This window comes from Enterobacter cloacae complex sp. P13B (assembly GCF_014895915.1).
Classification (GTDB): domain Bacteria; phylum Pseudomonadota; class Gammaproteobacteria; order Enterobacterales; family Enterobacteriaceae; genus Enterobacter; species Enterobacter bugandensis.
The window spans coordinates 1-23,354 of record NZ_JADBQN010000003.1 but is presented as its reverse complement, the minus strand read 5'-3'; the positions used below and the strand labels follow the sequence as shown (position 1 = coordinate 23,354).

The following is a 23,354-nucleotide window of genomic DNA, read 5'->3' as shown; positions in this document are numbered from 1 at the left end:
GGTTTGGCGATTATTTTACCAGAGTCAGACTATTTAGTTTTACTTCCGGCAGGCCAGGCGAATCGTGACCAAAAAGCGTGATCGTGGCAGAAGTTTTGCGCTTCCCGCATCGCTTATACGCTGTCAGGTCTGTGTTAAACTGCAAACCATTACGTGGAAGCAGGAATGTAGAATGGCAACAATGCTGGATGTCTCACTGCGCGCGGGCGTGTCGAAGGCTACCGTCTCGCGCGTGCTGAACGGCACAGGTCAGGTTAAAGAGAGCACGCGTCAGCAGGTCTTTGCTGCGATGGAAGAGCTGGGCTACCGCCCAAACTTTCTCGCGCGTTCGCTGGCTAACCAGACCAGCAACAGCATTGGTCTGGTCGTCTCTACCTTCGACGGCTTTTACTTTGGTCGTCTTTTGCAGCAGGCGTCGCGGCAGACCGAAACCCACGGGAAACAGCTGATCGTCACCGACGGTCACGACGCGCCAGAGCAGGAAGAGCAGGCGGTGCAAATGCTGGCCGACCGCCAGTGCGATGCCATCGTGCTTTACACGCGCTATATGAGCGAAAAAGCGATCATCAAGCTGATTAATACCGTGCAAACGCCGCTGGTGGTCATCAACCGTGAAGTCAGCCAGGCACCGGAGCGCTGCGTGTTCTTCGAACAACAGGATGCCGCGTTTAAGGCGGTGGATTACCTGATCAATCAGGGCCACCGGGAGATCGCCTGCATTACCGTTCCGATCCACACCCCCACGGGTAAAGCGCGGCTGATGGGCTACCGTAAGGCGCTGGAAAAGCACGGCATTCGTCTGGACGAGCGTCGAATAAAGTACGGTGATGCGGGAATGACGCGGGGCTATGAGCTGTGTAAGGAGCTGATTGCTGAAGGGGTGTCGTTCAGCGCGCTGTTTGCCTGTAACGATGATATGGCGCTGGGCGCGTCCAAAGCGCTGCATCAGGCAGGGCTTAAGATCCCGCAGGATATCTCCCTGTTCGGCTTTGACGATGCCCCAAGCGCAAAGTGGCTGGAGCCTGCGCTGTCATCGGTTTATCTGCCGATAGATAACATGATCGTCACGGCTATCGATCAGGCGATCCGGCTGGCGAAGAACCAGCCGGTCGATGCGATCCCGCCGTTTACCGGCACGCTGGTATTACGCGATTCGGTCACAACGGGGCCGTACTTTAATCAAACGAGTTCCAGCGCCAGCAGTTCCTGAATGGTCTGGCGACGACGGATCAACCGCGCCTTGCCGTTATCAAACAGCACTTCCGGCAGCAGCGGACGGCTGTTGTAGTTCGAGGACATAGACGCCCCGTACGCCCCGGTGTCGTGCAGCACCAGGTAATCGCCCGGCTTCACCTCGGGCAGCGCACGGGTTTCAACTTTGCCACCTTCCTGCTGGGTAAACACATCACCGGATTCACACAGCGGGCCTGCGACAACCGTCTCGCGGCGCGGCGCGTGCGTTAAATCGCGGCCATCGGCAGCCAGGGCGGTAATGTGATGGTAGCTGCCGTACATGGACGGACGCATCAGGTCGTTAAAGCCCGCATCAATCAGCACGAAGTGGCGGGAGCCCATCTCTTTGACGCTGCGTACCTGCGCCACCAGCACGCCGGCTTCGGCTACCAGGAAACGACCCGGCTCAATTTCCAGCTTCACGGCATGGCCCAGATGCGCGGCAATTTGATCGCGCGCGGCGCTCCACAGGCCGTAATAGTGATCGGTGTCGATCGCTTCTTCCCCTTCACGATAAGGAATGGAAAGACCGCCACCGGCGGAGATCGCCTCCAGATCCTGACCGAAGTCGACAACCTGGCGCACCATCGCCCCGCACACCTGCTCCAGGTGCCCGTAATCGACGCCGGAGCCAATGTGCATATGAATACCGACCAGCTTCAGGCTGTAGCGCTGCAGTACCTCAAGCGCGGCAGGCATATCGGCATACCAGATCCCGTGCTTGCTGTTTTCGCCCCCGGTGTTGGTTTTTTGGCTATGACCATGTCCAAAGCCCGGGTTGACGCGCAGCCAGACGCGATGGCCGGGTGAAACCTGCCCAAGCTGCTCCAGCATATCCACAGAACCGGCGTTCACCGGCACCTGCAGTTCATGCACGCGCGCAAGCGTGGCGTCGTCGATCACATCCGCGGTAAAGACGATCGCGTCAGGATCGGTTTTCGGATCAAAGCCTGCCGCCAGCGCACGCTCGATTTCACCCAGCGATACGGAGTCAACTTTCACGCCCTGCTCGCGCATCAGGCGCAGAATATGAATATTGGAGCAGGCCTTCTGGGCAAAACGCACCACGTCAAACTGATGCAGGGCGGCGATCTTCTCGCGAACGATCTGCGCGTCGTAGACCCATACCGGGCAGCCAAACTCGGCGGGCAGGCGCAGCAGGTTTTCAGCGTTCAAATCGGTATCCGTCTGGTTGAGCGGGCGTGGCATGGTCTTCTCCGGTTCAATTCATTTTTTTTATGATTACGCCACAGCGGAAGCAGAATAAAAAATATCGTTTTATCGCGAGTCTATGCAAAAATGATATGGACAGTTCCTTGCTTTCAGGTGCCCTATGCCCGCCGTCAATTTACGCCACATCGAGATTTTTCACGCCGTGATGACCGCCGGCAATCTCACCGAAGCCGCGCAGATGCTGCATACCTCGCAGCCGACGGTCAGCCGCGAACTGGCGCGCTTCGAGAAAGTGCTGGGGCTGAAGCTGTTCGAACGCGCCCGGGGCAGGCTTCACCCGACGGTGCAGGGGTTGCGCCTGTTTGAGGAAGTGCAGCGCTCATGGTACGGGCTGGACAGAATCGTCAGCGCGGCGGAAAGCCTGCGCGAGTTTCGTCAGGGCGAGCTGTCGATTGTCTGCCTACCCGTCTTCTCTCAGTCCTTCTTACCGACGCTGCTCCAGCCTTTTCTGGCCCGCTATCCTGAGGTCAATCTCACCATCGTCCCGCAGGAGTCGCCTCTGCTTGAAGAGTGGCTGTCGGCACAGCGCCACGATCTCGGGTTAACCGAAACCCTCTCGACACCCGCAGGAACGGCGCGCACGGAACTGCTCGCGCTGGATGAAGTGTGCGTTCTGCCCGCCGGGCATCGGCTTGCCCACAAAGCAGTGCTGACGCCCGCAGATTTTCATGGTGAAAACTACATTAGCCTGTCGCAAACGGACAGCTACCGGCAGCTGCTGGATACGCTTTTTTCTGAGCATCAGGTGAAGCGGCGGATGGTGGTTGAAACCCACAGCGCGGCGTCAATATGCGCGATGGTGCGCGCGGGCGTTGGCGTTGCGGTCGTCAATCCGCTTACGGCGCTGGACTATGCAGGAAGCGGGATCGTCATCCGCCGTTTTAGCGTTTCCGTCCCGTTCACCGTAAGCCTTATCCGCCCGCTGCACCGTCCGGCTTCCGCGCTGGTGGACGCATTCACCGAACACTTAGTTGAGCATGCGCGTCAGGTGGCGCTTCGCTTACCTGACCTGCAAAACCCGTTATGACAGCATAAATTCCACGGCATCTGCCGCGTGAATGGCCGCGGTATCAAACACCGGGATGGGGCTTCGTTCGGCCGGCACCAGCAAACCGATCTCCGTGCAGCCGAAAATCACCCCTTCAGCCCCCTGCTGCGCCAGTTTATCTATTACGCTGACGTAATATGCGCGGGAGGTTTCGCTGAAGGTTCCGAGGCAGAGCTCGTCGAAGATAATCTGATTGATGCGCGCCCGGTTCCCCTCATCCGGGATCAGGCTTTCAATCCCAAACTCGCTGTGCAAGCGCCCGCGATAGAAATCCTGCTCCATGGTGTAACGTGTGCCCAGCAAGGCCACGCGCGACATTCCCGAAGCGCGAATGGCGCGTCCGGTGGCGTCCGCGATGTGCAGGAACGGCAGCGAACAGCGCGCTTCAATGTGCGAGGCCACTTTGTGCATCGTGTTGGTACACAGCAGAATGCCCTGCGCCCCCGCACGCTCCAGCCCCAGCGCGGCATCAGCCAGGATTTCTCCGGCTTTATCCCATTCGCCGCTCGACTGGCAGGCTTCGATTACATGAAAATCAACGCTGTGCAGCAGCAGGCTCGCGGAGTGCAGGCCGCCCAGACGCTGCTTTACGCCTTCGTTAATCAGGCGGTAATAAGGGATTGTCGATTCCCAGCTCATCCCACCTATCAGGCCAATCGTTTTCATCATCGCTCCTTATCTGTTTAAGCCAGTGAAGCAAACTTGTGATCCTGTTTCCAGTTCTTTATTACGTTGTTTTCTTTTTAAGCTGGCCAATGTAAATTAAATAAAACACTGTTTTATTATGAAGGGCTAAGCCATGTTTATGTTCCACAAAGAGACCGCGTCTGAAGATCTGGGGAATGGCGTTACGCGTCGCGTGCTGGCCCACGGCGGCAGGATGATGGCGGTTGAAGTACAGTTTGAGCAGGGCGCGATTGGCCCACTGCATAACCACCCGCACGAACAGTTAACCTATGTTCTCTCTGGTGAATTTGAGTTTACCATTGGTGAAGAGAAGCATGTCGTGACGGCGGGAGATACCCTCTACAAAAAACCACATGTGATGCACGGCTGCGTCTGCCTCAGGGCCGGCACGCTGCTGGACACCTTTACGCCTGTTCGCGAGGATTTCCTGAAATAAAAAAGGCGCTGTTGCAGCGCCTTCATGTGTGCAGAATTTATTCCGTTACCGGCTCTGGCAATGGGTTTCGGCTGAGCATGGCCTCACGGAGTAATACGCTGCCGCAGGCAAACAGAGCGCCAAGGATCGCCGCCAGAATGACAATCATGCCTGTGCCCGGGCCGTCTTTTTTCACCGGCATCGATGGCGAAAGCTGATACCTGAATGGCTCAAGCTTAACGTCTGCGAAGGAGAGTTGTTTCAGCTGCGCCAGGTAATATTCCCGGTTCTGGAAGTCCGCGTTCAGCTCCGTCACATCCTTAAGATTTTTTTCAATCCTTAGCTTTTCCGCGATACCGTCAGCCCCGAGCGCAACGGAGTAATCCGGATCGTCTTTTATCCCCTGTCCGTTGCTATAAACGGGCTTCTTAATGCCCGCCGCATTCGCCACTTCCAGCGAATAGTTCAGCCGCTGCAGGTTGGTGTTATGTACATTGGTCAGACGAACGCGGTCGAGCGTCAGCTGCTGCTCTACCTCGTTCGTTTTGAGGGCGATCTGGTTGCGGATATTCTGCACCGTTTCTTTCTCAACAATTGCCGAGATATAGTTGATATACCCCTCCAGAACGGATTGGGCATCGGCTGCGGTCGGCGCGGTGAAGCTCAATGTCCAGGAGACGAAAGGCGCTTTATCCGCATCTTTTCCCTGAACATCATTCACCGCTTTCATTTTGTCTGCAATATTGACAACCGCACGGTGCAGTTCAAGCGGGTCCACTTGCGCATTCTTGAGCTGCGCCATCACGTAAGGGGAAGAGGTCATATACTCTTCAAGCAATGACTGCGACTGGAATTTTTTAATAAACAGGTCAAAGACTTCCTGACGGGTAACCGGCACCTTCACATCAAGAACCTGCAGCGCAACCATCATCTGGCGCAGCGGGTTCCACTGTGTCTGTTCCGCCGGAGTGATCACCGCTTTACTGGTCCATTTTTGCGGCAGTAGAAGCGCAATTGCCAGACCTGCCAGCGCGAAAACAAAGATAATGGTGGCAATACGTTTTTTCGCGGTAATCAGAATATCTAACAGGCCCAGAAGATCGATCTCTTTTGAACTGACTGCTGGAGGGGCATATGAGGGAAAATCGAGGTCCGTGTTTTTTTTGAAATCCATTGCTGACATAGCCGTTCTTCTGTTTCGGGTGCAGTAAATTCCTGCCGGGTGAGTTCAGTTGCCCGATAATACAAGAAACTAAGAATAATCTGAACGCGAGAATGGACTATCTGAGGAACTGCTATCAAAGTTGGTAGTTATTCAGCATCACGCTAACAAAACGCCGGGTGGCGCTGCGCTTACCCGGCATTAACCCTTACACGCCGATATTTCGCAGTTTCTCCCCGCTCATCAGCTTGCGTTCAATATGTTCCAGCGTCACGCCTTTGGTTTCTGGAATTAGCCAGAATGTCGCGCCAATAAACGCCACGTTCAGCACCGTATAGAGCCAGAAGGTTCCCGCCGCGCCAATCGCATCCAGCAGCGTCAGGAAGGTCGCGCCGATGATCATGTTCGACACCCAGTTGGTGGTGGTGGAACAGGTGATACCAAAATCGCGACATTTCAGCGGCTGAATTTCAGAGCACAGGATCCACACCACCGGCGCGGCGCTCATCGCGTAGCCAGCAATACACATCATGGTCATGCCCACGGAGAGCCAGGAGAGGCCGCTGGACGCCGTGCCGTTATCAAACTGCATCAGGCAGTAGCCGAGGATCAGGGTGCCGAGCGCCATCACGCTAAAGCCAATTTTCAGCGCAGGCTTACGACCGGCCTTATCGACGGTGAACACCGCAATAAAGGTGGCGAACATAAAGGTCAGCCCCACCACCAGCGTGGCGATCATCTGCTGTTCCGTGGTGGTAAAACCGGCCATTTTGAAGATGCGCGGGGCGTAATACATGATGATGTTCATCCCCGTGAACTGCTGCATCGCCTGCAGCAACATGCCGAGGAACACCGCGCGGCGCACGTTGCGGTTAGCCTTAAACAGCGACCAGCCGCCCTGCTTCAGCTTCAGGCTTTCGCGGATCTCGTTCAGCTCTTCACGCGCTTTCTCAGACGTGTCGCGCAGCATGCGCAGCACCTCTTCCGCTTCCACGTGACGCCCTTTTTGCGCCAGCCAGCGCGGACTATTGGGCAGGAAGATCACTAAAACAATCAGCACTACCGCAGGCAGCGCCAGCACGCCGAGCATCGCCCGCCAGTTACCGCTGTAGCTGAAGTACGTATCGGACAGGAACGCCAGCACGATGCCCAGCGTCACCATCAGCTGGTACATGCTAATCATCTTGCCGCGCACGTTCTCGCTCGCCATTTCGGAGAGATACAGCGGCGCGGTGTAGGAGGCAATCCCCACCGCCACGCCCAGCAGCACGCGGGAGAGCAGCAGCACTTCAACGTTAGTGGCAAACGCCGAACCAATGGACCCGGCAACAAACAGGACCGCCCCGACCATCAGGCTGTATTTACGCCCAAGGCGGAACGAAAGCCAGCCGTTAAACAGCGCACCGATGGCCGCGCCGAGCATCATGCTGCTCACCACCCACTCCTGCAGGCGGTTACTCAGCGTAAAGTGATCGGTAATAAACGGCAGCGCCCCGGCGATAACGCCGATATCCAGGCCGAACAACAAACCGGCCACGGCTGCCGCAATGGAGACAAACTGGTTCATGCGGCGGGTATCGCGCAGCGCGGCGGGCATCAGGGTAGAGTCATTTATAGATGTCATATTTTTCCTGCCTCAACAGCAAAATTCGTTAAATGAAATTACGAGATAGCGGGGAAAAGTGTCAGGCCGGAATTCGTGAAGATATGGATTATTTCGCTATGGCATAGCGATCTGTGATGGACATTACAATTTCAACTAATGCTGGATAATCACCTTATTTTACTAACGCATTAATTTTTCAATAATAAAAATGTGATGGCAGTCATCTATGATTTTTAAGTATGGATTTTTCGTGTTTATCAATATGGACTTTGACAAATTTTAAGCAAAAAAAACCTCCGCCGAAGAGCAGAGGTATTTGTCATAAGTTAGGTTATCGCGCCAGCCAGCCGCCATCAACCGCGACGGTATAACCATTGATATAGTCCGATGCCGGGGAAGCCAGGAACACTACCGGCCCCATCAGATCGCTCGGCAGCCCCCAGCGGCCCGCCGGAATACGCTCCAGGATCGCCGCACTGCGTTCTTCGTCAGCACGAAGCTGCTGGGTGTTGTTGGTGGCCATGTAGCCCGGCGCAATCGCGTTGACGTTGATGTTGTGCTGCGCCCATTCGTTCGCCAGCAGGCGGGTCACGCCCATCACCGCGCTTTTCGACGCGGTGTAAGACGGCACGCGGATGCCGCCCTGGAAGGAGAGCATCGAGGCGATGTTAATGATCTTGCCGCCCTTGCCCTGCGCGATGAAGTGCTTCGCCGCCGCCTGGGACATAAAGAACACGCTCTTGATGTTCAGGTTCATGACATCGTCCCAGTCGGTCTCGCTGAAGTTAATCGCGTCTTCACGGCGGATCAGCCCCGCGTTGTTGACCAGAATGTCGATATGGCCAAATTCCACCACCGCGCGATCCAGCAGCTCCGGAATAGCGTCGATTTTACGCAGGTCGGCGGTCAGGCTGAGAAAACGGCGGCCCAGCGCGGTTACGCGTTCGATGGTTTCCGTGGGCTCAACGATGTTAATCCCGACGATATCACAGCCCGCTTCCGCCAGGCCTAACGCCATCCCCTGGCCCAGTCCGGTGTCACACCCGGAAACCACGGCCACTTTACCCTGCAGAGAAAATGCATCCAGAATCATGTTTGTTCCTTACTCTTTCAGCGCCTGTCATCAACAGGCAGATGTATGCTTAACTGCCCGCGACTAGCGCAGATCCTTAACAGCGACGTGGTCCATGTCATCGAAGACCTGGTTTTCTCCAACCATCCCCCAGATGAAGGTATAGGCTTTCGTCCCCACGCCGGAGTGAATAGACCAGCTGGGTGAAATCACCGCCTGCTCGTTATGCATGACGATATGACGGGTTTCCTGAGGCTGTCCCATCATGTGGAAAACGCAGGCGTCTTCATCCATGTTGAAGTAGAAGTAGACTTCCATGCGGCGTTCGTGGGTATGGCACGGCATGGTGTTCCACAGGTTGCCTGGCGCAAGCTCGGTCAGCCCCATGCTGAGCTGGCAGGTTTCCAGCACATCCGGCACGAAGTATTTATTGATGGTGCGGCGGTTGCTGGTGAGGTTGTCGCCCAGCGTCACGGGCGCAACGTCCGCGGGCGTTACTTTTTTGGTTGGATAAGCGGTATGCGCCGGGGCGCAGTTGTAGTAAAACTTCGCGGGTTTACTGCCGTCGATGCTGGCAAAGACCACCTCTTTCGCCCCTTTGCCGACGTACAGCCCGTCGCGATGGCCAATCTCGTAGCACTGGCCGTCCACGGTAATCGTGCCCGGCCCGCCAATATTAATCACGCCCAGTTCACGACGCTCCAGGAAGTAGCTTACGCCCAGCTGCTTGCCTACTTCACCGCCCACGGAGACGGTTTTCGCCACCGGCATAATGCCGCCCACGATAATGCGGTCGATGTGGCTATAGACCATGGTGTACTTATCGGCTTCGAACACCTGCTCAATTAAAAACTCGCTGCGCAGTCCCTGAGTATCCAGCGCTTTGGCGTGCGCGCTGTGGATGCTTTGTCTGACGTCCACGGTAACCTCCAGATGTGGTCATGCCCGAAGGCAGAAATTAAACGAAACGACGTTTCGTTTTATGATGAGCACATACTAGCGGCATAAAATAGGGTTTTCAATTGCAATTAAAACAACGTTTCATTTTTTATTTTTGTTTATAACAGAAATGACGCGCGGATCACGATTACTTCCCATGAAGAGAAGAACACGATAAAAAAAACCTCCCGAAGGAGGTTTTTTAAGGGAGGAGAAATTAGCGTTCGATGGCGAGCGCCACACCCTGTCCGCCGCCTATACAGAGGGTAGCGATCCCTTTGCGCGCGTTTCGCTTTTTCATTTCGTGGACCAGCGAAACCAGGATTCGGCAGCCGGACGCGCCGATGGGATGCCCCAGCGCAATTGCACCGCCGTTCACGTTGACCCGCAGCGGATCCCACTCCAGCATTTTGCCGACCGAGATCGCCTGCGCGGCAAAGGCTTCGTTCACTTCGATCAGATCGACATCCGAAAGCTGCCACCCTGCGCGCTCCAGGCAGCGACGGGTAGCGTAGACCGGCGCAATCCCCATCAACGCAGGATCCACGCCCACGCTGGCAAACGCCTTAATGCGGGCCAGCACGGGGAGATCGAGCTCAAGGGCTTTGCTTTCGCTCATCATCATCACGGCGGCGGCACCGTCGTTAATGGAAGAGGCATTGCCCGCGGTGACCGAGCCCTGCGTTTCAAACGCGGGATTCAGTCTCGCCAGGCCTTCCGCGCTGGCATCCGTGCGCGGCTGTTCATCGGTATCGACGACGATCGCCTCGCCGTTCTGACGCTGTGTGCTGACCGGGACAATCTCGTCGCGAAAGCGACCGGAATCAATCGCGGCACGCGCTTTTTGCTGCGAACTGAGCGCATAGGCGTCCTGCAATTCGCGGCTAATGCCGTACTCGCGCGCCAGGTTTTCTGCCGTCACGCCCATATGATAGTCGTTGAACGCATCCCACAGCCCGTCATGCACGAGGCTGTCGAGCAGCTGGCTGTTACCCAGCTGCGCGCCGGTTCGGCTATCGGTGAGAACGTGCGGCGCGCGGCTCATGTTCTCTTGTCCGCCAGCTATAACCACATCCGCTTCACCGCACTGAATGGCCTGGGTGGCGAGATGCAGCGCTTTTAACCCTGAACCACAGACGTCGTTGATGGTAATGGCGGAGACGGTGTTGGGCAGCCCGCCCTTCAGCGCCGCCTGACGCGCAGGGTTTTGCCCGGCACCGGCCGTGAGAACCTGCCCCAGGATCACCTCATCAACTTCATGGGCTGCGATCCCGCTACGTTCCACCAGCGCTTTAACGACTACGCTGCCCAGGTCAACCGCCGAGTGACGCGCAAGCGCTCCCTGAAAACAGCCGATAGCCGTACGCAACGCACCCACTATTACGACATCTTTCATCACGACCTCTGTGTTAAATGACATGACGATAGTAGAGGATTGTTACTGGCAATTATCTTAATTGTTTAAAAATAGTGAGTTTAATCACAAGGATTAGCGTGCATCCTGCAGATACTGCCGCAGCCAGCTTCCGGCCACGCCGGGAGGGGATCGTTTATTCCACAGCAGATCGATGCCGATCGCCCGTGGCCAGCCGGGAACATTGAGCTGTACCAGCGACTTCGCGGCGGCGAATTCAGCCACCAGCGCGCACGGCAGCACGCACCAGCCGAACCCCTGGACGGCCATACTCAGCAGTAACAGGTAGTTCGGCGCTGACCAGACGGGCCCGCGCGCGATCTCAGCCTCGCGCTCAAGGTAGGTGCTGAGCCTCAGTTCCCGCCAGCCGTGCAGCTCGTCGCTCTGCACCTCGTGTTGTCCGGCGAGCGGATGCGTGGTCGCGGCATATATCGCCATTCGGGTCTGCATCGGCAGCCGGGTAGCGCCAATATCCGTAGGATAACCGTCTCGCGCTTCCGTCAGCCCCACCTGCGCGCGCTCCTTTTGCAGCAGATCGATCACGTCCTCTTCCTCGCCAATCAGGCATTCGAACTCCGTGTGGGGAAAGCGAGCGTCAAACTGCTTCATCAGATCTTCAAGCACGTCGGGGTTGAGGGTATCGGAGAGGACAAACGTCAGACGCGCCTCCGTTTGTGCCGTTAACGACACCGCCAGCTCATCCAGCCGCGTGCTGGCGGCGAGAATGGCCTGCACATAGCCCAGCACCTGTTCCCCCTGGACCGTTAACACCGGCTGGCGCGCCGAGCGGTCAAACAGTTCGAAACCCAGATCGGCTTCAAGATTGGCAATGGAGGTGCTGATCGTCGACTGGCTTTTACGCAGCCTGCGCGCGGCAGCAGAGAAAGAGCCTGCCGCAACGGTCTCAACAAACGCGGTAAGAGCTTCAGGTGAATAGCGCATAAACTATCTACTTTATCGATGGATACCATCTTTAATATATCAGCTTTAGCGATAAAAATAGGCTACATCAACGCCCATACCGGTGAATAAATGAGGTCTACACTATGCAACATCAGGATGCACTCCAACGTAAGCTGCCGGAGCGGATCTTTCATGCTGTCTGTTTCGAAGGGATTGCCACGGCAATTCTCGCCCCCACGGCGGCATGGCTGATGCAGCGCTCGGTGGTGGAGATGGGTGGGTTAACCATTATCCTGGCTACCACCGCCATGCTCTGGAACATTATCTATAACTTCGGTTTCGACCGTTTCTGGCCTGTCCAGCGCGTAAAACGTACGGCAAAAGTGCGCGCGCTGCACGCCCTGGGGTTCGAATGCGGGTTTATTGTAATCGGCGTGTCGATTGTCGCCGCCGTGCTGGGCGTGACCCTGCTTGAGGCATTCACGTTAGAAATTGGTTTCTTCCTGTTCTTCCTGCCATACACCATGTTCTATAACTGGGCATACGATAACCTGCGTGAGAAATTCCTTAAGCGTCGCCAGCAACGACGCGCTCTGGCAGGCTAAACCCCCGCTGGCCGGACGCCTGTTCCGGCCAAACTCCGTCGAAGCAACTGCGCTCTTCAGGCATAACTATGGTAAATTGCACGCCATTCTGATGGTTTGTTAGTTGAAACGTTGCTCTAATGTCGAAAATTTGGTCAAAAGATGAGACTCTCTGGAGTTTCGCTCTCTATGGCACGGCCGTGGGCGCAGGAACGCTGTTCTTGCCCATTCAGCTGGGCTCCGCAGGCGCTATTGTCCTGTTTATCACCGCCCTCGTGGCCTATCCGTTAACCTACTGGCCGCACCGGGCGCTGGCGCAATTTATTCTCTCGTCAAACACAAAAGGTAATGAAGGGATCACCGGCGCCGTCTCCCACTACTATGGTAAGAAGATTGGCAATCTGATCACCACGCTCTATTTCATCGCCTTTTTTGTGGTGGTGCAGATTTATGCGGTGGCCATTACCAACTCGTTAACCGAGCAGCTGGCAAAACACCTGACGGTGGACACCACCGTTCGCGTGCTGGTCAGCCTGGGGGTGGTGCTGGTATTGAATCTGATTTTCCTGATGGGACGGCATATCACGATAAAAGTGATGGGTTTCCTTGTGTTTCCGCTGATTGCCTATTTCCTGTTTGTCTCGATCTATCTCACCGGAGGCTGGCAGCCCTCGTTGCTCACCAGCCAGATGGCCTTCGATCGCCAAACGCTGCATCAGGTATGGATTTCAATTCCGGTGATGGTGTTTGCCTTTAGCCATACCCCGATTATCTCAACGTTTGCCGTTGACCGTCGCGAGAAGTTTGCCGACGGTGCCATGGATAAATGCAAGAAGATCATGAAGGTGGCGTACCTGATTATCTGCCTGAGCGTGCTGTTCTTTGTCTTCAGTTGCCTGCTCTCTATCCCACCGTCCTATATTATGGCCGCCAAAGAGCAGGGGGTGACGATTCTGTCAGCGCTGTCGATGATGCCGTCTTCCCCAGCCTGGCTCGGCATTTCCGGGATTATCGTGGCGATCGTAGCGATGTCGAAATCGTTCCTCGGCACCTATTTTGGGGTGATTGAAGGGGCGACGGAGATCGTGAAGTCGTCGCTAAATCAGGTGGGGATTAAAAAGAGCCGCGCCTTTAACCGCGCGATTTCCATTATGGGAGTGTCGTTAATCACCTTTGCGGTCTGCTGCATTAACCCGAACGCCATCTCGATGATTTACGCTATCAGCGGCCCGCTTATCGCCATGATCCTGTTTATCATGCCGACGCTGTCGACGTATCTGATCCCTTCCCTGAAACCGTACCGCTCCATTGGCAGCCTGCTGACGCTGGTCGTCGGCGTGCTGTGCGTGTCGGTGATGTTTGTTGGCTAGACGTACTCGTGCCCGGCGTGCTGCCGGGCGCGTTATTTAGGCCCGAATATCGTCATATTCCCGCGTCTTATCAAACTCATGCTTCGCAAACGGGCACAGCGGAATAATTTTGCGGTTCTCACCGCGCATCTTCTCCACCACTTTCGCCACCAGCTGTTTACCGACGCCCTGCCCTTTCAGGCTCTCATCCACATCAGTGTGCTCGATAATGCTCAGGTGCTCGCCGGTCGGCACGAAGACAATCTCCGCGACCTGATTGCCGTTCTCATCATTCACGTAAAACTTGTTATGGCCTTCCAGAATTTCCATGGTTCCTCGCTTATTTTTGGCGATACTTCAGCGCACCGCTCGGGCAGGTATCAATCACGCGTACAACCGTTTCAACTTCCACTTCATCGGGAATGATCCACGGCTTACGTTTCAGATTAAACAGCTTTGCGCTCCCACGCACGCAGTTACCTGAGTGTTTGCAGATCCCGGTATTAAAGTAAACGTCAATTTTCTCGCCGGTATAGGCCCGGTACCCCTCATCCAGTAGTTCTTTATCCATGACATTGCCTCTGTAATTATTATCTTGCTGAATGAAGCATAGCCTTACGGGATTCTGATGGCTATAACGCCGAAAACGAAAAGCCAGGTCACAACTCTTTTCTCGCCAGATTGCGTCCGCTATTGGCACATGTCAGGCTCCGCAAATCTCTCACTTTCATAGGGCTAGCACAGGTTGAATGAAACGCAGACTCTCTTTTCAGGTAAAGCTGTTTTTAGCGCTGGTGTGCTTCTCCTGCCTGCTGTTAGTTCTGCTGGGAACGATCCTGTTTCATTTTATTGACCGACAGCTACACCACGATTTGGGCCAGCGCGCCCGGGTTCAGGCCAGTGAAATCGCCCTGATACCGGGTCTGGCGGAAATGGTGGCAGCCAGAGATATCCCCGGTATCGCCCGCTTAATACAGCCGCTGCGTGCCGAAAGCGATGCCAGCTATATTGTGATTGGCGATACCCGGGAACAGCACCTTTATCATTCGGAATCACCGGAGCGCATTAATTTACCGATGATTGGAGGGGATAATGCGGAGGTGTTAAAAGGCAAAACCATTATTTCCGTGCGTCAGGGCGGGATTGGGGTGTCGCTGCGCAGCAAAGCGCCAATCTTTAATGCGCAGCATCAGGTAATTGGCATCGTCTCGGTCGGCTATCTGACCTCGTATATCGCCAATATTAACGCCCGCATTCTCTGGCAGGCTGGACTGTACGGTATTGCCCTTCTGCTGTTGCTGTTTATTTTCTCCTGGCTGTTTACCCGCAATCTTAAAAAGCAGATGTTCCGCCTTGAGCCGAAAGATATCGCCCAGCTGGTTTTGCAGCAACGCGCGTTATTAGAAGCGATGTACGAGGGGGTATTTGCCATCAATGAAGAGAAGCGGCTGATTTTAATTAACCGGGCAGCCAGGGAGATGCTCGATATTCATCAAAGTGAGAAAGAACTTATCGGCAAACCGCTGGAAGACGTTCTGCAGACGTCGCCGGGCTTTTTATCCCAGCGTTACGCCTCGGTAAGCGCTGGTCGGCACGACCAGATCGCAGTGCTTAACCAGCGAGAGGTGATCGTTAACCGCGTGGCGATTGAGGTCGAACCCGGCGTTGAAAGCGGCTGGGTGTACAGCTTTCGCGACAAAAACGACATTAACACCCTCAGCAGCCAACTGAGCCAGATCAAGCGCTATGCGGACAACCTGCGCATTATGCGCCACGAGCAGTTGAACTGGACCGCGACTCTGGTGGGGCTGCTGCAGATGAAACACTATGACGAGGCGATCCGTTACATCCAGATGCAGTCAGAAGGCGCGCAGCGCGTGCTGGACTTCGTTTCGGCCCATTTTTCCTCTCCGGCCCTGTGCGGGCTGCTGTTAGGAAAATACGTCAGCGCACGCGAAAAAGGCGTTGAACTGCAGTTTGACCCGGCCTGCCAGCTCACCCGCATGCCCGACACGCTCAACGAAACGGAGCTGATGTCCATTATTGGTAACCTGCTGGATAACGCAGTGGACGCGACCCTTAAGGCACCGGTCCCCGCGCCGGTGGAACTCTACATTTCTGACCGCAACCAGGAGTTGTTGATAGAGGTGGCAGACAGAGGCTGCGGTGTGGATGAGGCGGTGAAGCCACACATTTTCCGCCAGGGATTCAGCAGCAAACCGGAAAGTGAGAACGACATTGTGGGTACCGAGCACGGTATTGGCCTGTTTCTGGTGGCAGGCTATATCAGGAAAGCGGGCGGCAGCATAGAGATCGCCGACAACACGCCGCAGGGCACCATTTTTTCTGTGTTTATTCCCAATGGACAACCGCATGACCCAACCACTTGACGTTGTGATCGTTGAAGATGAACCGCACCTGGCGGAGCTGCATCGCGAGTATATCGAGCAGAATTTTCACTTGCGCGTGGTGGGCATCGCCGCGTCGATTGAGCAGGCATGCAGCCTGATTCGTCAGCATCAGCCGCGGCTTATCCTGCTGGACAACTATCTCCCGGACGGTAAAGGCGTGGAGCTCATCGATAACCCGCTGCTGAAAAGCTATGAATGCTCGGTGATCTTTATCACCGCCGCCAGCGATATGCAGACCTGCAGCCATGCCATGCGCAGCGGCGCGTTTGACTACCTGATCAAGCCCGTCTTTTTCCAGCGCCTGCACGCCTCGCTGGAGCGGTTTATGCGCTTCGTCCACACCGTGCAGCAGGTGAAAGTGGTCGACCAGCACGCGCTGGATCGTCTGTTTAATCTGCCTGCCGCGGAAGCCTCCATTACGCCGTCGACGAAGGGCATTGAACCCCAAACGCTGGAAAGGATTAAACGCCTGTTCGCCGAACATCCCGACAGCGCGATGTCGGTTGAAGAGGTAGTGGATAACGTGGGGATCAGCAAAACCACGGGGCGTCGCTACCTGGAATATTGCGTGGAGAGCGGGTTAATCATCGTCGAAATGCTGTATGGCAATATTGGTCATCCACGGCGGCTATACCGCAAAGCCGACGATAAACCGTAATCCGAAACCGTTCGCAGGCAAACGTTCGCGGATTTTATGGTGTTAATTGCTGAAACGATGGTGACAGTCACACTTCGGAATCATTGCCCGCGCCTCCCTATTGTCGGAGGCGCGCTTTACGCTATGTTGACAATTAGTTCCTCAAATGTAACTAAAAGGTTAACTATAATGTCGAACACGTTCCGAATTTCTCTGCTTACCGCTACCGTCCTGTTCTCTGCTTCTGCACTCTCTGCCCTGCCGCAGGGCTATCCTGCTGAGTATCAAAAAGTTGTCGATGCCGCCACCAAAGAGGGCAAGGTGGTGATTTACTCCACCACCGACACCAAAGCCGCCGGGCCGCTGATTGCGGGCTTCGAAAAAACCTACCCGGGCATCAAAGTTGAATACAACGACATGAACAGCACCGAGCTGTACAACCGTTTTATCAGCGAACAGGCCTCCGGTGGCGGTAGCGGCGACGTGGTCTGGAGCTCCTCAATGGACACCGGGCTGAAACTCGCCACCGACTACGCCATGGAGTACAAATCGCCGGAGCAAAGTCAGCTGCCGAAATGGGCAGTCTGGAAAGATAAGGCATACGGCACCACCTATGAGCCAGTGGTCTTTATCTACAACAAGCGCCTGATCCCGGCTGGCGACGTGCCGGATTCTCACGCTGCGCTGGCGAAGCTGATTGCCAGCCAGACGGACAAATTCAAGAGCAAAGTCACCACCTACGACATCGAAAAATCGGGTCTTGGCTTTATGCTTTCCGTGCAGGATCACAAGGCCGATCCAAACTACTTTAAAACCCTGGCCGACGTCGCCAAAGGCGGCTTAGCAGTGCAGTCATCAACGGGCACCATGATGGAGAGGGTTTCCTCCGGTGAAAACCTGATCGGCTTTAACATCCTCGGATCCTATGCTGAAGCCCGTGCGAAGAACGATCCTTCTCTCGGCATTTCGTACCCGAAAGATTACACGCTGGTGCTCTCGCGCGTGTCGTTCATCAGCCAGCAGGCGCAAAACAGCAATGCGGCAAAACTGTGGCTGGACTATGTGCTGTCTGAAAAAGGGCAAAGCATTCTGGCCAGTCAGGCGGATATTCCCTCCATCCGTAACGATATCGAAGGCAAAAATGATATTGACGGCCTGACCAAAATCCTCGGTAACGCGCTGAAGCCGATCCCGGTTGATGAAACGCTGCTGGAGTACCTGCAGCCGAAAAAACGCCTGGAGTACATCAAAGAGTGGCGTGCAGCCGCCGCCAAATAAGCGTTCGGGCGCGGCGCACGCCGTCGCGCTCCCTGTCGACTGAGTTCGTTTTATTGGGCTGCAACACCAGGGATACCCCATGAATACATTACGCAGAAAGTGGCAAAGCCTGCCGCGCGGCATCGTCGTGCTGATAACCGCTCTGGTTATCTACACGCCGCTGTCGTTTATCGTGATACAGAGCTTCCTGTCCGCTCCGTTCTTTTCTCCGGCAAAAGAGTGGAGCCTTGAATCATTTGGCTTTATCTTCACCGACCCTGATTTCTATAAGGCCCTGAGAAGCGGCTTTATTCTCGCCTTCGGGCTGGTCATCATCGCCATTCCGCTGGGTGGCGTGCTGGCGTTTCTGATGGTTCGCACCGACCTGCCCGGCCGCCGCCTGATTGAACCGCTGATCCTGGTACCCATTTTCGTATCGCCGATGGTGCTCGGCTTTGGCTATGTGGTGGCTGCCGGTCCCGTGGGCTTTCTGTCCCTGTGGGCGCAGGCGCTGATCGGCTTTGTGCCGTGGAACATCTACGATATGTCGAGCATCGTGGTCATTGCTGGCCTGACGCACGTGCCGCATGCCTATCTCTATATTTCATCCGCGCTGCGCAGCGTCGGCTCTGATGTGGAAGAAGCCGCGCGCATTGCGGGTGCCTCTCCGCTGCAGGTGATGACCTCGGTCAGCCTGCCGATGGTGCGCCCGTCGATCCTGTACGCCATCGTGCTGCTGTTCTTCCTCGGGCTGGAAGTATTTGGCCTGATGCTGGTGCTCGGCGATCCGGAAGGCAATATGGTGCTGGCAACCTACCTGTACCAGCTGACGAACAAGCTCGGCACGCCTTCCTATCACCTGATGGCGGCGGTTGCCGTGGTGCTGATCTGCATCACCATCCCGCTGGTGATGCTCCAGCGCCGTCTGATGCGCACCGCCAACCGCTTCGTCACGATGAAAGGGAAAGCCTCACAGGCTCGCGCGTTACCGCTGGGCAAATGGCGCTGGGTTGCCGGGGCGGTGGTTGCCTTCTGGCTCACCGTCACCATCGGCGTGCCGCTGCTCGGCGTGGTGCTGCGCGCGTTTATCTCCAACTGGGGTGTGGGCGTTTCGCTGTGGGATGAGCTTTCGCTGAGCACTTTCCGCACCATCTGGGCACAGCCCAACCTGCTGCGCGCCATCGTCAACTCCATGGCAATTGGGGTGATTGGCGGCGCGCTGGCCGTGGCGTGCTACCTGTTCGTCGGGATTGCGATGCACCGTAAACCGGATAACACCACGCGCTTCCTGGACTACAGCGTGCTGGTGCCGCGCGCCGTGCCTGGCCTGCTTGCCGGTCTGGCGTTCCTGTGGGTGTTCCTGTTCCTGCCGATGTGGCTGGACAACTCGCTGAAATCCGGCTGGCTTTCCGGGTTCGCCTGGACCGACTGGATGCGCGAGAACGTCATCGTCTGGCTGCGTTCGCTGCGCAGCACCATTTTCAGCGTCTGGCTGGCCTATACCGTGGTGTGGATGGCTTACGGGCTGAGGCTTATCTCTTCCACGCTGCTGCAGGTGGGGCCAGAGCTTGAAGAAGCCGCGCGCAGCACCGGGGCGACGCGCGGGCAGATCACCCGTCATGTGACCATTCCCCTCTCCCGCTACGGTCTTATTGGTTCGTGGCTGCTGATGTTTCTGATCTTTGAGCGCGAATACTCAACGGGTGTGTATCTGCTTTCCCCCGGCACGGAGACCATCGGTTCAATGCTGGTTTCCCTCTGGGCCGCGGGTGCCATTGATATCGTGGCGGCGCTCTCTTTCATTAACATCCTGCTGGTCGTGGTAGGTCTGGGCATTGCCCTTCGTTTCGGAGTGAAAATACATGATTGAATTAGCGGTTGACGATCTGCACTTAACCTACGGCGACAATCCTGTTTTAAAAGGTGTCTCCATGAACCTGAAACGCGGCGAAGTGGTCTCCCTGTTAGGCCCCTCCGGCAGTGGTAAAACCACCCTGCTGCGTGCCGTCGCGGGTCTGGAAAAACCGACGCAGGGGTCGATTGTCATTGGCAACAATAAAGTTTACGACGGCACGCCGCGCAGTGAGATCCCGGCAGAAGAGCGTAACCTGGGGCTGGTGTTCCAGTCCTATGCCCTGTGGCCGCACAAAACCGTGTTTGAGAACGTGGCCTATCCGCTCAAGCTGCGTAAAGTTCCGGCCAAAGAGATCCAGCAGCGCGTACAGGACGTACTGGACCAGCTGGGTCTGGGCCATCTTGGCAAACGTCACCCGCACCAGCTCTCCGGCGGGCAACAGCAGCGCGTGGCGATTGGCCGGGCGCTGGTGTACAACCCACCGGTGATTTTGCTGGACGAGCCACTTTCCAACCTCGACGCCAAGCTGCGCGAAGAGGCCCGCGTGTTCCTGCGCGAGCTGATTATCAAACTCGGGTTATCCGCGCTGATGGTGACGCACGATCAGAACGAAGCGATGTCCATATCCGACCGCATCCTGCTGCTTAACAACGGCAAAATTGAGCAACAGGGCACGCCGCAGGAGATGTACGGCTCGCCAAAAACGCTGTTTACCGCCGAGTTTATGGGCAGCAACAACCGCCTGCACGGCAAGGTCACCGAAGTGCGCGACGGCAGAGCGCGTATCGAAGGGAAAGGCTGGGTGCTGTGGGGCCAGGCCGGTGAAGGGGTGCAGAGCGGTAATGACGCTACGGCGGTGATCCGGGTCGAACGCGTGGCGGTGGTTGAGGGGCCAGGGGAAAATCAGCTTGAGCTGCCGCTGCTCACCAGCATGTATCTTGGCGACCGCTGGGAGTACCTGTTCCGCACGCCGGGAGATGATTTTGTCATTCGCGCTTATGGGCATGAGGTGCGGGATCCGCAGCACTGCCATCTTTCACTGCCGGAGAAGCATGTTTGGGTGTTCCCAAAAGGGTGAGTGTGAAAAGAAAAGGCTGCGGGATGCGGCCTTTTTTGCTTTGACAGAGTGAGAGCATGCAACCTACGCCCTCAAATATTTAATTAATTATACCTTTCCGATGTCAACAACTTCTGCGCTTGCCCGGCTTACTGAGATTGCGGAATGCCCTGGGCTGCCGCAGATGGCGGCAGTGGCACGGCCGATCTCGCGCAGGAGTTCCGTGAAGGCCATTACGTAATGGCGCCGCAGGCTACCCCTGCGGTTGGACTCCAGGGAAGCGGCCCCTAGCATGTCGGCGAGAATGCTAAGGAACGAGGCCATGGTCTGCCAACTACGGGCGGAGTTGAGGGAAAGCAGGTAGGCCCGGGCAGGATTAACCGGGCCTTTACCTCCGGGCAGCATCGGCATGAAATTCTCATTGGGCAGAATGACAGCTGGCGACAGGTTAAGCTCCGGAGCATCAGATATCAGGGGCATTCAGGGCCCCGTCCGGGGCGGAAGTCCTCCGGCGCGCTGCGTGAAATACCGAGGTAAGTGATACCGAAAAGCGTACCGCAGAGTGTCTACTTTTCAAAGGTACATTTTAATAAGAAGAAAAATTATTGAGTCCAGTCTCCGTTGCCTATATCTTTAACAAAGATAAAACATTTGAATTATCGGTTAGATGATATGGCTATCAGACATGATGCTCTGAGGGCGGTAGCATTCCAAAAACAAGAGCAAAAGAGGCGGAAGTTAAAGTTGAGCATGGGCAAAGCGATTTCAAGAAAAAAACGTCTATCTCAGTACTATACAAACCGGGATGTGGCAGAGATGCTTATCTCATCATTACCATCAGACGAAGCCAGAACAATCATTGACTTAAGTGCTGGTGAAGGCTCGTTGTTGATGACAGCTGCGCTCAAATACGACAATGCAAAGCTCTACGGAATTGATATTGATGATGAAAACTGCAGAAAGTTAGACCTCTTAAATAACACAACTAGTATATGTTTAGATGCAACCCATTCAGCCAGTTTTGATAAAATAAAGGCACACAACAGTACATATGACATAGTCATTGGCAATCCTCCTTTTTATACAGCTGAACATACTGTCTATACAAGGGGGTTATTTAAAGAGTGGGGACTAAATCATAAAACAAAATATTACAGAGCTGAGATTTTGTTCTTAATGTTGTCACTAAAGTTGCTTGATCGAGACAGTAGTTGTGGAATTGTTGTACCTGATACTATATTCTCAAGCGAGAAATATAAACCACTGAGAGAGAAAATAGTCTCATTATTTAAATTTATAGATGTTATAGAGTTAGATAATAAGGCATTTTTGGGGACTGAAGCAAGGACTCATATTCTTACTGTAAGTAACAAAAAATCAATAAACCCATCAATAACAACAAGAAGTTCTAAAAAAATTAAAGTAATAAGACTTAACAAAGAAGAGTTTATTGAAAGGGCCGATCATCAATATAACACATTTAAGTATAACAGCAATGAAAAAACCATTGAAAATTCTGGTATAAAAGTTATGAGAGGGAATATCAGCAAAACGAAAAAAACTCAACTACATGATGCTATTATTCACTCATCTTCTTTTTATAATGATTATTCTTTATTTGAAAATAACAATGACAGTGCAGAAAATGGTTCAGCCGTGCAGGCGGTGAAAGGGGATGTTGTTGTACCCAGGGTCGGAACTAGATGTTTGGGGAAAGTTGGGATCATACGAAACGGTTCTTTTTCCATTACAGATTGTGTTTTTGTTATCAAAGCTTCGGAGTACGAATGTGGTGAAATGATTGCCGATGCATTAAAATCTAAATTTGGAGTCGACTGGATTAAGAGTATTTCAAAAGGCATTGGAGCGCAGTACATAACATTAAATGACATAAAAAAACTACCCCTGCGATAATAACATCATGAAAATAGACCATATTACAACAAGAGATACTGAAGCGATTATAGAGCAATCCAAAAAATTAATCACGATTGGTTACTGGGATAATGTAAAAGTATCAGTATTGCAACGCTGGTTAGATAATTTCAATGACGAAAAGGAAAAATATCTTGCAGCCTCTGTGTTAAGCGAGTTGATATATCGTAACAGGGAAACTGTTACATCCATGGGTTATAATATATTCTCAATTATTCTCCCGCAGATCTTAGAAGAGTTAAATATTTACCATGTTGAAGAAATTGAAAAATGGATGCATGATATCAACTCGCCAAAACACGCAAGAAATCTTCCCTTTCGAACATCCGTAATAAATAACGTGGATAGTAAAGTCACTAAAAGTGGTGATGTGATACACACATTCCTGCAAAGAGATTTTTTCGATAAAAACTTAGGGGTAAAAGTTGAAAATATAAAAAAATTGCCACCAAGTATGAAAGCAATAGTTTTCTTTGATGATATGCTTGGTTCTGGAACTCAAATTGACACGTTCATGAAAGAAACAAATCTCGATGAACTTGGAAAGAAAATAATAT

General features: G+C 54.3%; 22 protein-coding genes and 1 pseudogene. 12 read left to right on the top strand and 11 right to left on the bottom strand.

What is annotated here, in order from left to right:
- The first annotated feature begins 172 nt into the window (after nucleotides 1-172).
- Nucleotides 173-1,210, top strand: coding sequence for a LacI family DNA-binding transcriptional regulator (locus IM273_RS01245; RefSeq protein WP_028014292.1), 1,038 nt, complete (start codon nucleotides 173-175; stop codon nucleotides 1,208-1,210).
- On the opposite strand, the gene lysA is transcribed toward IM273_RS01245, so the two are convergent.
- Entirely contained in the window at nucleotides 1,180-2,442 is a 1,263-nt protein-coding gene (gene lysA, locus IM273_RS01240; RefSeq protein WP_045629967.1) for a diaminopimelate decarboxylase, read from the bottom strand. The genes IM273_RS01245 and lysA overlap by 31 nt on opposite strands.
- 124 nt (nucleotides 2,443-2,566) lie before the next feature.
- On the opposite strand from lysA, the gene IM273_RS01235 reads away from it, so the two are divergent.
- Nucleotides 2,567-3,493, top strand: coding sequence for a LysR family transcriptional regulator (locus tag IM273_RS01235; protein WP_045260912.1), 927 nt, complete (start codon nucleotides 2,567-2,569; stop codon nucleotides 3,491-3,493).
- Here IM273_RS01235 and IM273_RS01230 read toward each other — a convergent pair.
- Nucleotides 3,488-4,180, bottom strand: coding sequence for an aspartate/glutamate racemase (locus IM273_RS01230; protein ID WP_193050622.1), 693 nt, complete (start codon nucleotides 4,178-4,180; stop codon nucleotides 3,488-3,490). The two genes, IM273_RS01235 and IM273_RS01230, sit on opposite strands and share 6 nt — an antisense overlap.
- A 133-nt stretch (nucleotides 4,181-4,313) precedes the next feature.
- On the opposite strand from IM273_RS01230, the gene IM273_RS01225 reads away from it, so the two are divergent.
- Nucleotides 4,314-4,637 (top strand): cupin domain-containing protein, encoded by a 324-nt coding sequence (locus tag IM273_RS01225; protein ID WP_045260914.1) that lies wholly within the window; start codon nucleotides 4,314-4,316, stop codon nucleotides 4,635-4,637.
- A 37-nt stretch (nucleotides 4,638-4,674) separates the two neighbouring features.
- On the opposite strand, the gene wzz(fepE) is transcribed toward IM273_RS01225, so the two are convergent.
- The 6 genes from wzz(fepE) to IM273_RS01195 form a co-directional block, all read right to left on the bottom strand.
- Nucleotides 4,675-5,799 carry an LPS O-antigen length regulator Wzz(fepE) gene (gene wzz(fepE) / locus IM273_RS01220; RefSeq protein WP_193050605.1) on the bottom strand — a complete coding sequence of 375 codons (1,125 nt, stop codon included), beginning with the start codon at nucleotides 5,797-5,799 and terminating at the stop codon, nucleotides 4,675-4,677.
- Between the two features lie 187 nt (nucleotides 5,800-5,986).
- Nucleotides 5,987-7,402: a sugar porter family MFS transporter gene (locus IM273_RS01215; RefSeq protein WP_193050607.1), complete on the bottom strand. Its 1,416-nt coding sequence runs from the start codon at nucleotides 7,400-7,402 to the stop codon at nucleotides 5,987-5,989.
- A gap of 313 nt (nucleotides 7,403-7,715) precedes the next feature.
- A complete protein-coding gene (gene kduD, locus IM273_RS01210) occupies nucleotides 7,716-8,477 on the bottom strand; it encodes a 2-dehydro-3-deoxy-D-gluconate 5-dehydrogenase KduD (RefSeq protein WP_063437490.1) in 762 nt (253 codons plus the stop codon).
- 63 nt (nucleotides 8,478-8,540) lie between these two features.
- Entirely contained in the window at nucleotides 8,541-9,377 is an 837-nt protein-coding gene (kduI, locus tag IM273_RS01205) for a 5-dehydro-4-deoxy-D-glucuronate isomerase (protein ID WP_047367457.1), read from the bottom strand.
- A 235-nt stretch (nucleotides 9,378-9,612) separates the two neighbouring features.
- Nucleotides 9,613-10,791: an acetyl-CoA C-acetyltransferase gene (locus IM273_RS01200; protein ID WP_028014300.1), complete on the bottom strand. Its 1,179-nt coding sequence runs from the start codon at nucleotides 10,789-10,791 to the stop codon at nucleotides 9,613-9,615.
- A 93-nt stretch (nucleotides 10,792-10,884) separates the two neighbouring features.
- Nucleotides 10,885-11,751: a LysR family transcriptional regulator gene (locus IM273_RS01195; RefSeq protein WP_045260917.1), complete on the bottom strand. Its 867-nt coding sequence runs from the start codon at nucleotides 11,749-11,751 to the stop codon at nucleotides 10,885-10,887.
- A 104-nt stretch (nucleotides 11,752-11,855) separates the two neighbouring features.
- On the opposite strand from IM273_RS01195, the gene IM273_RS01190 reads away from it, so the two are divergent.
- On the top strand, nucleotides 11,856-12,317 hold the full coding sequence (locus IM273_RS01190) for a multidrug/biocide efflux PACE transporter (RefSeq protein WP_041908370.1): 462 nt from the start codon (nucleotides 11,856-11,858) through the stop codon (nucleotides 12,315-12,317).
- 119 nt (nucleotides 12,318-12,436) lie between these two features.
- Nucleotides 12,437-13,666: an amino acid permease gene (locus IM273_RS01185; protein WP_045260918.1), complete on the top strand. Its 1,230-nt coding sequence runs from the start codon at nucleotides 12,437-12,439 to the stop codon at nucleotides 13,664-13,666.
- Nucleotides 13,667-13,702: 36 nt separating this feature from the next.
- Here IM273_RS01185 and IM273_RS01180 read toward each other — a convergent pair whose 3' ends face one another.
- Entirely contained in the window at nucleotides 13,703-13,975 is a 273-nt protein-coding gene (locus IM273_RS01180) for a GNAT family N-acetyltransferase (RefSeq protein ID WP_048957332.1), read from the bottom strand.
- A gap of 10 nt (nucleotides 13,976-13,985) precedes the next feature.
- Nucleotides 13,986-14,216 carry a 4Fe-4S mono-cluster protein YjdI gene (gene yjdI, locus IM273_RS01175; RefSeq protein ID WP_193050609.1) on the bottom strand — a complete coding sequence of 77 codons (231 nt, stop codon included), beginning with the start codon at nucleotides 14,214-14,216 and terminating at the stop codon, nucleotides 13,986-13,988.
- A gap of 178 nt (nucleotides 14,217-14,394) precedes the next feature.
- On the opposite strand from yjdI, the gene IM273_RS01170 reads away from it, so the two are divergent.
- The 5 genes from IM273_RS01170 (at nucleotide 14,395) to IM273_RS01150 (ending at nucleotide 20,883) form a co-directional block, all read left to right on the top strand.
- Nucleotides 14,395-16,035 carry a sensor histidine kinase gene (locus tag IM273_RS01170; protein ID WP_193050611.1) on the top strand — a complete coding sequence of 547 codons (1,641 nt, stop codon included), beginning with the start codon at nucleotides 14,395-14,397 and terminating at the stop codon, nucleotides 16,033-16,035.
- A complete protein-coding gene (locus IM273_RS01165; protein WP_120279566.1) occupies nucleotides 16,019-16,714 on the top strand; it encodes a response regulator in 696 nt (231 codons plus the stop codon). The genes IM273_RS01170 and IM273_RS01165 overlap by 17 nt, the downstream gene beginning before the upstream one ends.
- Nucleotides 16,715-16,882: 168 nt before the next feature.
- Nucleotides 16,883-17,971, top strand: a complete 1,089-nt coding sequence (locus IM273_RS01160) for an ABC transporter substrate-binding protein (RefSeq protein WP_028014307.1) — start codon at nucleotides 16,883-16,885, stop codon at nucleotides 17,969-17,971.
- Between the two features lie 79 nt (nucleotides 17,972-18,050).
- The gene (locus IM273_RS01155) at nucleotides 18,051-19,820 is read left to right on the top strand and encodes an iron ABC transporter permease (protein WP_045260923.1); all 1,770 of its coding nucleotides are present in this window, start codon (nucleotides 18,051-18,053) and stop codon (nucleotides 19,818-19,820) included.
- Nucleotides 19,813-20,883: an ABC transporter ATP-binding protein gene (locus tag IM273_RS01150; RefSeq protein ID WP_047367452.1), complete on the top strand. Its 1,071-nt coding sequence runs from the start codon at nucleotides 19,813-19,815 to the stop codon at nucleotides 20,881-20,883. Before IM273_RS01155 ends, IM273_RS01150 begins: the two co-directional genes overlap by 8 nt.
- Nucleotides 20,884-20,970: 87 nt before the next feature.
- Here the strand turns inward: IM273_RS01150 and IM273_RS01145 are convergent, their stop codons facing one another.
- Nucleotides 20,971-21,342, bottom strand: coding sequence for a hypothetical protein (locus IM273_RS01145; protein WP_193050613.1), 372 nt, complete (start codon nucleotides 21,340-21,342; stop codon nucleotides 20,971-20,973).
- A 192-nt stretch (nucleotides 21,343-21,534) separates the two neighbouring features.
- Here IM273_RS01145 and IM273_RS01140 point away from each other — a divergent pair, with 192 nt between their 5' ends.
- Nucleotides 21,535-22,776: an N-6 DNA methylase gene (locus IM273_RS01140; protein ID WP_193055528.1), complete on the top strand. Its 1,242-nt coding sequence runs from the start codon at nucleotides 21,535-21,537 to the stop codon at nucleotides 22,774-22,776.
- Between the two features lie 7 nt (nucleotides 22,777-22,783).
- A pseudogene (locus IM273_RS01135) lies at nucleotides 22,784-23,354 on the top strand (hypothetical protein); the annotation flags it as partial.

Excerpts from the sequence above, each read along its gene's own strand:
- IM273_RS01245 (WP_028014292.1), top strand. The coding sequence starts at position 173 with ATGGCAACAATGCTGGATGTCTCACTGCGCGCGGGCGTGTCGAAGGCT.
- lysA (WP_045629967.1), bottom strand. The coding sequence starts at position 2,442 with ATGCCACGCCCGCTCAACCAGACGGATACCGATTTGAACGCTGAAAAC.
- IM273_RS01235 (WP_045260912.1), top strand. The coding sequence starts at position 2,567 with ATGCCCGCCGTCAATTTACGCCACATCGAGATTTTTCACGCCGTGATG.
- IM273_RS01230 (WP_193050622.1), bottom strand. The coding sequence starts at position 4,180 with ATGAAAACGATTGGCCTGATAGGTGGGATGAGCTGGGAATCGACAATC.
- IM273_RS01225 (WP_045260914.1), top strand. The coding sequence starts at position 4,314 with ATGTTTATGTTCCACAAAGAGACCGCGTCTGAAGATCTGGGGAATGGC.
- IM273_RS01215 (WP_193050607.1), bottom strand. The coding sequence starts at position 7,402 with ATGACATCTATAAATGACTCTACCCTGATGCCCGCCGCGCTGCGCGAT.
- kduD (WP_063437490.1), bottom strand. The coding sequence starts at position 8,477 with ATGATTCTGGATGCATTTTCTCTGCAGGGTAAAGTGGCCGTGGTTTCC.
- IM273_RS01200 (WP_028014300.1), bottom strand. The coding sequence starts at position 10,791 with ATGAAAGATGTCGTAATAGTGGGTGCGTTGCGTACGGCTATCGGCTGT.
- IM273_RS01195 (WP_045260917.1), bottom strand. The coding sequence starts at position 11,751 with ATGCGCTATTCACCTGAAGCTCTTACCGCGTTTGTTGAGACCGTTGCG.
- IM273_RS01190 (WP_041908370.1), top strand. The coding sequence starts at position 11,856 with ATGCAACATCAGGATGCACTCCAACGTAAGCTGCCGGAGCGGATCTTT.
- IM273_RS01185 (WP_045260918.1), top strand. The coding sequence starts at position 12,437 with ATGTCGAAAATTTGGTCAAAAGATGAGACTCTCTGGAGTTTCGCTCTC.
- IM273_RS01180 (WP_048957332.1), bottom strand. The coding sequence starts at position 13,975 with ATGGAAATTCTGGAAGGCCATAACAAGTTTTACGTGAATGATGAGAAC.
- yjdI (WP_193050609.1), bottom strand. The coding sequence starts at position 14,216 with ATGGATAAAGAACTACTGGATGAGGGGTACCGGGCCTATACCGGCGAG.
- IM273_RS01170 (WP_193050611.1), top strand. The coding sequence starts at position 14,395 with ATGAAACGCAGACTCTCTTTTCAGGTAAAGCTGTTTTTAGCGCTGGTG.
- IM273_RS01165 (WP_120279566.1), top strand. The coding sequence starts at position 16,019 with ATGACCCAACCACTTGACGTTGTGATCGTTGAAGATGAACCGCACCTG.
- IM273_RS01160 (WP_028014307.1), top strand. The coding sequence starts at position 16,883 with ATGTCGAACACGTTCCGAATTTCTCTGCTTACCGCTACCGTCCTGTTC.
- IM273_RS01155 (WP_045260923.1), top strand. The coding sequence starts at position 18,051 with ATGAATACATTACGCAGAAAGTGGCAAAGCCTGCCGCGCGGCATCGTC.
- IM273_RS01150 (WP_047367452.1), top strand. The coding sequence starts at position 19,813 with ATGATTGAATTAGCGGTTGACGATCTGCACTTAACCTACGGCGACAAT.
- IM273_RS01145 (WP_193050613.1), bottom strand. The coding sequence starts at position 21,342 with ATGCCCCTGATATCTGATGCTCCGGAGCTTAACCTGTCGCCAGCTGTC.
- IM273_RS01140 (WP_193055528.1), top strand. The coding sequence starts at position 21,535 with ATGGCTATCAGACATGATGCTCTGAGGGCGGTAGCATTCCAAAAACAA.